Origin of the sequence: Novispirillum itersonii (assembly GCF_014205675.1) — a bacterium.
Lineage (GTDB): Bacteria > Pseudomonadota > Alphaproteobacteria > Rhodospirillales > Rhodospirillaceae > Novispirillum > Novispirillum itersonii_A.
Genome location: NZ_JACIIX010000038.1, coordinates 1 through 1,375 on the forward strand (window position 1 = coordinate 1; position 1,375 = coordinate 1,375).

The following is a 1,375-nucleotide window of genomic DNA, read 5'->3' on the forward strand; positions in this document are numbered from 1 at the left end:
CATCAGGGGGGCTCCTGCCTTCGCTGAGGGAGCCCCCTAAAGAATCCTTTTTAGCGCTCAGCGCTACTCGCTTCTTTCAAATGCGATGACCGTGGTTTTCTCGATCCGACCCTCGCCGCTGGGAGAGGGCTGCTACCCTCTCCCAGCTGTTCCTTTATCGCCTATCGGCACGGAAATTCATAAGACAAGCATTTTTAAAATGACCGGAATCTGTGGGGGATTCCCATCTGCGTGTGTTCGTGATTCACTGCCTCCTGATTTTACGAATGCGCAGGTGACGCGATGGGCTGGCGGCAGGGACAAAGTTACTCTTCTGATTTACGGGTGCGGGTTCTGGCAGCAGTTGACAGTGGAATGCCCGCCAGACAGGCAGCCCTGCTGTTTCAGGTCAGTGTTTCCTACATCTACAAGGCGCAGATCCGCCGCAGAAAGACTGGTGAAAGCGAGGCCAGCACAGTGCGTGGACATCGCCCCCGCAAACTGACGCCAGAACAGGAGCAGGCAATCGGGGCCTACATCCAAGCGCAGAGCGACACCACGATTGCTGCAATCCAGCGCTGGCTTGAGAGCGAATACGGCGTCAGGATCAGCAGCGGGGCACTCTGGCTGGCCATTGACCGGCTGGGGCTGACGTTCAAAAAAAACACTGCGCGCCAGCGAGCAAGAAAGGCCGGACGTTGCAAACCGGAGGCGGATCTGGAAAGCCGCACAGCCCTATCTTGATCCCGAAAAGCTTGTTTTCCTCGATGAGACCGGCATCAGCACCAAGATGACCCGGCTCTACGGAAGAGCCCGAAAAGGGCAAAGATGTCTGTCCAGCGTGCCGTTTGGGCACTGGAAAACCACCACGTTTGTTGCAGGGCTTCGGCTTTCAGGGATCTCTGCGCCCCTTGTCCTTGATGGCCCCATGAATGGGGAGGCATTCCTTGCCTACGTCCGCCAGATCCTTGGCCCCTCTCTGCGGAAGGGGGATATCGTTGTCATGGACAATCTCCCGGCACACAAAACGCAGGATGTTCAGGCGGCCATAAAAGCAACGGGCGCACAGTGCTTTTATCTGCCGCCATATTCCCCCGACATGAACCCCATTGAGATGGCCTTTTCGAAACTCAAAGCCCTGCTGCGGCAGTAACCACAGCGCACCATTGATGCGCTGTGGGATCAGGTCGGAAAGCTTGTCGAGCGCTTCTCTCCACAACAGTGTGTAAATTTCTTCAAAGCTGCGGGTTACGCACACTCAATATGAAAATTCTCTAGGTGGCCGTGGCCGCCATGCTGGCGTGACGCCGGAGTTCCGTGCTGAGGCGGTACGTCTTGTCGAGACGAGTGGGCGATCTGTTGCCGCAATTGCAGAAGATCTGGGTATTGGAAAATC

The 1,375-nt window shown here is 56.4% G+C and carries 1 protein-coding gene and 1 pseudogene; both read left to right on the plus strand.

Translation table 11 applies throughout. The features are described from left to right. Nucleotides 1–282 precede the first annotated feature (282 nt). Nucleotides 283–1,246: pseudogene (locus FHS48_RS19840) on the plus strand (IS630 family transposase). Nucleotides 1,247–1,280: 34 nt separating this feature from the next. Beyond that, a partial coding sequence (locus FHS48_RS20660) for a transposase (RefSeq protein ID WP_184266736.1) occupies nucleotides 1,281–1,375 on the plus strand: 95 nt, incomplete at its 3' end.